This window comes from Microbacterium sp., assembly GCF_011620665.1.
Lineage (GTDB): Bacteria > Actinomycetota > Actinomycetes > Actinomycetales > Microbacteriaceae > Microbacterium.
This window is the reverse complement of record NZ_WOYQ01000054.1, coordinates 1-5,249: the sequence shown is the minus strand read 5'-3', so window position 1 is coordinate 5,249 and position 5,249 is coordinate 1. Positions and strand designations below refer to the sequence as shown.

The following is a 5,249-nucleotide window of genomic DNA, read 5'->3' as shown; positions in this document are numbered from 1 at the left end:
AACGACGATGCCTCATAACCCGCACTCTGGCACGGTCACCAGCGAGAATCAACAGAAAATCCATAAGCTTCCGACGTCAGGACGGGCCTCGGTCCAGGATCCACGCTCACAGGGCGGTCGCCTCGGCCTTGATCGACTATGAATTGCAACCATGTGCGGCCGGATGCCATCACCTCAGAATCCGAAATCGCTAGAAGTCGATGAGGTCCGGAATTGGTAGTTGCCCATTCAGTAAGCGACTCCGCGGAACGGCAAGCCCAGGCTGGTACGGCAGGTTCTGGATCCGTACGGTGCTGAGGTGGCGCAGCAAGCAGGTGCGGTGTCGTTGCGATGCGGCGATGAGCGCCTTCTCGAGCGCGGCGGGGCGTTTGTTGTGGGCACTCTGGCGCATGCCAAATGCTGTTTCGACGGCCGCCTTCCCCCGCGCGACGATGTTGTCCGCCACATCATGGAGGCGCATGGTCGTGGAGCCACTCATGATCGTGATGACCGCGGCTTCCAGTGCCCAGACCTGCTCCGCGAGGCTGAATCTCGGACTGAGCAAGTAGCTCGCGAACGAAAGGTCGGTCAGCACGGTGGCCAAACGGACGACCTCGGGGTAGGCGACGAGGAAGACGGTATTTGCGTCGAGCGTATCGACACCGATGGCAGACATGCGGTCTTCAATCCGCACACCTGGGAACTCGTCGATCGCCCAGTGCCGGATCAGTGTCGCTGCGAGCTGCAATTCTCCGGTCGCGAGACCAACGCCCCTCTTCCACAGCGCGCCGGACAGGCAACGCTCGGCGTGCGCGTACTCGGGGAAGGCTCTGAGGTCAATGTCGGTGCCGTCGAGCTGCCATCGCCGATGGCGGTTGCAGACGGCTCCGCCGCGGCTGCGGATCGACGTCTGGTTGCCCCTCGCGCACCTTTGGCATGCCGTGCGCGGCGATTGAGTGTAGCCGCAGCGTTTACACAGCGCGGGTTGCCAGTCGTAGTGCTGGCATCGGACGTACATGGCGTTCCGGCGCGCGTCGGCGGCGAAGTGACCGGGATCGAGACCGCCGAGTCGCTCGACCCACGCGGCTGCGCGTTCGAGGTTCGGACGGGAGGGGGACAGCCCGGCGAGTTCCGTGACGTGGAGTCGGAGATCACGGGGCGTGAGTGCGTTCGCGGTCGCCAGCCGTCCGAGGTAGCCGGTCGCGGTCTCCGCGGCGAGTGGTCGCACACCCTGCGGGAGCACCCGCACGGTCTCCAGCGGTGTGGGCGCTCTCATGTCATCGCGAAGCCTTCGCGGCAGATGCCGTGACCGCGCCGAAGACTCCATCGAGATCGAGTCGTTCGGTGCCGTCGTCGATGGCGTCCATGGCCAGCATGTGCAGCATGCCGGTGAGGTCACCGATCACCCCGCCGGTGGCGTTGTGCAGTTCGGTGGCATGGCGCAGAATCGCTCCGGGTTCTTGGTCTATGAGCCCGAGTGATCCTTCGATCGCGACAAGGAGGTCGGCCCAGGAGGCTCGCGCCCTGCCGGCGTTCTCAAACTTGTGGAGGTGCATGATCTGGAATCTGCTGGTGACCTGTCTGCCGCGACTGCCGTCGACGAGGCCGCTGGCCTCAACCTCGACTCCCGCGTAGACGAAAGTGCCAGGGCACTTCTCCGACAGCTGCTTGAGCGTGTCGGAGGCTTCCCGCATCTGCTTGTACTTCTGGTTCAGGTTGTGGATCTCGTCGACGACGATCAGTTCGGTGCCGCACGCGGCGACGACGCTCGCGACGGTGTTCATCAGCTCTCCGGTGTTGTAGTGGGTACGTATCGGGAGGCCGAGGAAGTGCGCGAATTCGCCGAGCATCAGCTTCGGAGTGCAGGAAGGTGGCACACACACGTAGACGACCGGAATCGAGTTTGCGCCACCGGCACGGCCGACATCGCGGCGACGACGCTCGAAGCGGCGGGCTATGTGTGCCACTGTTGTGGTCTTGCCGATGTTTGGTTCGCCGGACACGATCACGCCGAGTTTGCCGTGCGACTTGTATTGGTTGAGCATCAGCCGACGTCGGATCTCCGTCTCGATCACCGCAAACTGTGCAGTGTTCACGACGGGGCCGCGGATCATGAACTGCTTGCGCGCCTCACGATTCATCGCCCGGTCGGCCGGAGACAGCGCGTCGAGCTCGGAGCGGGTGATCGGGACCGGCTTGTCGAGGGTCTCGCTGACGAAGGCGGACCAGCCCTCGCGGGTGCTGATGGCTTGAGTCATGTCAGTCGCTCCCAAACACCGTCGTCGTCAGCGAGGAGCGAGAAGCCCCCGCCGCGCTCCCAGATGACTTCCTCGTCGGGGACCTCCGCGATGGGCTCCTCACGGGCCGTGGTTTGCGCGGTGCTGGTGAGGTGCATGGGATCACGGTCGACCTCGGCAGCCCGCACTCGTCGGTTGCGCTTCTTCCCGGGCCGCACCCATTGCGCTCGCTTCATGCGATCCGCAAGTAGAGCCGCGTCCTCACGACGAGCGAGATCCGAGCCGATGTCTACGGCGCGTAGCTCCTGCCAGACGTCGCCGCCCATCGGTTCGTCCAGCAGATCCGGTGCGGCACGAAACGCGACGAAGGAGCCCTCGTGCTCGGCCCAGATATACAGCGGATTGTGCGGGTCGTACCTGACGCGACAGGCACGGGTCGCGCCTTCAGCGCGGGCACCAGCGGCTCGCAGCTCGGGGAGCCGCTTGGACCGGTAGACGCGGCGTTTGAAGTTGATCCCGTAGTCCTGCAGCGTGCAGGTCTTGGCCGGGAGAAGACCGATGAAGTCGTCGACGCCGAAGGGCACATGGATTTCGGGAGCGACCCGCCGGTAGGCGCGGAACATCTCGTTCGGAGTCAAATGCCGACCGGGCAGGAGCGGGTCGGCGAGCCCGTCGTGCGTGCGGTTCTGCCATTCGATGGCGACCCAGTCCTCGAGCAACTCTTGCAGTTGGGCCAGTGCGAGCACCTCGCCTATCGGCTCCTCACGCCCGCGTCGCTCCACGCTGCCGCCCGTGAACCCCTCGAGGTACTGCACGAAACGAGTCACCATCGACTCGAACGTGCGCTCCACGTGCGGCTTGTCTGTCGGAGTCTCCTTCGCGGCAAAGATCAGCGAGATCCCCAACCTCGCGCAGCCTTCGCGGAACGCCCGGGAGCGGAAGATTTTCCCGTTGTCGGTCGTGATCGTCTCGGGGAAGATGTACGGCTGCGCGAGGCGGTGCTCATCGAGACGTTCCTGAGTGATCATGAACTGCCCGGCCCACGTCGCCGCCATCCGCTCCCGATGCTCGCGCGCCCCCGGAGGACGCATGTCGTACGGCGTCAGCGCGCGAGCCAGAACCCCCGCAAGGTCGGCGCTGTTGGTCGCGATCGCGCGGACCATCGCCGCGAGGATGGAGCGAGTCGCGACATCGTGGATGATCGTGAGCTCCGCGCGGTTCAGGCGCCCGTCCAGCAGTCGCGACGGCACATCGATGATCGTGGAGTCGATCTGAACGTGCTCGCCCGGTCGGAGAGAACCGTAAAGACCAAATGCCCTGCCGGGCTTGTTCGCCGCGGTCTCTCTTCCTCGCGCCGACGCGTTCAGTTTTCGGGCCGTCGGGTGCGCTGCGATCAACCGATACAAGGTCCGATCGCTGGGCAACTCGACATCCTCTCCGAAGTCCTCCTCGAGCATCCATTTCACGTTGTCGACCGTGCGGGTCCGTGTCCCCGAGGACCGCTTCACCCCCGCCGCGCCGAGATCGCTCAGCGCACCCGCGATGCGCGCATCGATCACCGGCTTCCGGCCGTTGAATCGGCGTTTATCCATCAGCCCCACGACGCCTTCGGCGAGATACCGCTGGAACTTGCGGCGAATCGTCTCCGTCGACGCCTCGATATGCGGCCGCAACGCCGCACGCACGTCCGCCAGCAACGGGGTCAAGTCACTGCCCGCATCGACAGCTCGCTTCACGACTTCGAGCTGCTCAACCCACTGCTCCACGGTCCGCCGCTCGGTCTCGGGCAACCCAGAGACCAACTGCAAGTCCGTCGGCTCGGTGGACGGCGGCCGCAAGTCACGCCAAACGATATCCGGCATACGAAGCAGTTCTTCGATCACAACCTCGCGGACGAACTCCCCTGTCAGAGAGCGCAGAAGCGCGTGCCGGTAGTCGACAGCGATGACGACGAACTCGTGATCGTCCCACATCAGCTGTGTTCCGATCCCGGCGCGCATGACCTATACCGCCTCCGCCATCGCGCTCAACGAGAGCGGAGAATCTTCGTCCGCCTTGAGCAACCCCCACCACAGGGCCGAGTAGATCGCGCCCAACGGTTCCGCGCATGCGCCGTCAAGCAGGGCGGCCCACTCCCTCAGCGTCCGACGGTCGCCAGCACAATCCCGCAACCGAGTGTTCGCCGGCGCTGAGATCCAGCGGTCGAAGCGATATCCCGAGAGAAAGCGAAGGTTCCGGTGCTCGATCCTGGAGATATCGTTGATGACGACGTAGTCCCACCCGAGATGCTCACACAACCCGGCTGTGCGAGCGAACACCTCAGCATCGTCTTCATCGATCTGCCGAGCAGGCTTGACGTCGACGATCGCCGCGCCGCCACCGCGATAGCGGACGAAGAAGTCCGGCGCGTGCTTTCCGAGACCGCCCGACCAGTGGATCCACATCGGCTGAGCAGCCAGGCCGATCACTCGGCGATCACGATCGAGTCGCATCAGGGCCGCACGCTCGTACAACGACTCGAACCAGACGTGCGAACCCGTGGTCGCCGTCCAGTAGTAGCCCTCGTAGTTGCGCTTGTGCTTCCACGACGACGGAGTCCGCACGACATCCACCGACTCGAACGGAACGTCCACCGCGTCCAGCACGTCGCGGCGGTCATGCTTCCCGCCGATGACCCACTCGATCTCCGCACGGATCGACACTGCCCGCGCCGCCTGCTGAGACCCGCTCACGCCCGCTCCCCTCACTCACAGAATGTTCAGTTGAGGATCCGAACCTGACGGCGCCAGAGTACGACTCGCGGCCCGATAGCCCGGACGGTGTCCGCCGCGTGTCGCGAGACCCGCACACAGAATCAATGGCACAGACGACAGGATCAACCGCACAGACACAAGATCAATGGCACGGACGACAGAATCACTGTCATCGGACAAGTGAGACACGACACAGCCGGCAAGAATCACAGAAAGATAACGGATGCCTCTTCCCTTCCGTTATCTGGTCGTTATAGAGTTCAACCACGGAAGTTGTTTG

General features: G+C 64.2%; 4 protein-coding genes. All 4 read right to left on the bottom strand.

The window, feature by feature from the left end:
* Window positions 1-190 precede the first annotated feature (190 nt).
* Genes QZV81_RS07245 through QZV81_RS07230 form a run of 4 tightly spaced genes read right to left on the bottom strand, consistent with a single transcriptional unit; the run spans window position 191 to window position 4,948 of the window.
* Entirely contained in the window at window positions 191-1,255 is a 1,065-nt protein-coding gene (locus QZV81_RS07245; RefSeq protein ID WP_292834989.1) for a hypothetical protein, read from the bottom strand.
* A gap of 1 nt (window position 1,256) precedes the next feature.
* On the bottom strand, window positions 1,257-2,237 hold the full coding sequence (locus tag QZV81_RS07240; protein ID WP_292834986.1) for a TniB family NTP-binding protein: 981 nt from the start codon (window positions 2,235-2,237) through the stop codon (window positions 1,257-1,259).
* Window positions 2,234-4,216: a Mu transposase C-terminal domain-containing protein gene (locus tag QZV81_RS07235; RefSeq protein WP_292834983.1), complete on the bottom strand. Its 1,983-nt coding sequence runs from the start codon at window positions 4,214-4,216 to the stop codon at window positions 2,234-2,236. The genes QZV81_RS07240 and QZV81_RS07235 overlap by 4 nt, the downstream gene beginning before the upstream one ends.
* Before the next feature lie 3 nt (window positions 4,217-4,219).
* On the bottom strand, window positions 4,220-4,948 hold the full coding sequence (locus tag QZV81_RS07230) for a TnsA-like heteromeric transposase endonuclease subunit (RefSeq protein WP_292834980.1): 729 nt from the start codon (window positions 4,946-4,948) through the stop codon (window positions 4,220-4,222).
* Between the last annotated feature and the right edge of the window lie 301 nt (window positions 4,949-5,249).

Bases quoted from the DNA above. Each gene is read 5' to 3' on its own strand.
- QZV81_RS07240 (WP_292834986.1), bottom strand. From the start codon at position 2,237: ATGACTCAAGCCATCAGCACCCGCGAGGGCTGGTCCGCCTTCGTCAGC.
- QZV81_RS07245 (WP_292834989.1), bottom strand. From the start codon at position 1,255: ATGAGAGCGCCCACACCGCTGGAGACCGTGCGGGTGCTCCCGCAGGGT.
- QZV81_RS07235 (WP_292834983.1), bottom strand. From the start codon at position 4,216: ATGCGCGCCGGGATCGGAACACAGCTGATGTGGGACGATCACGAGTTC.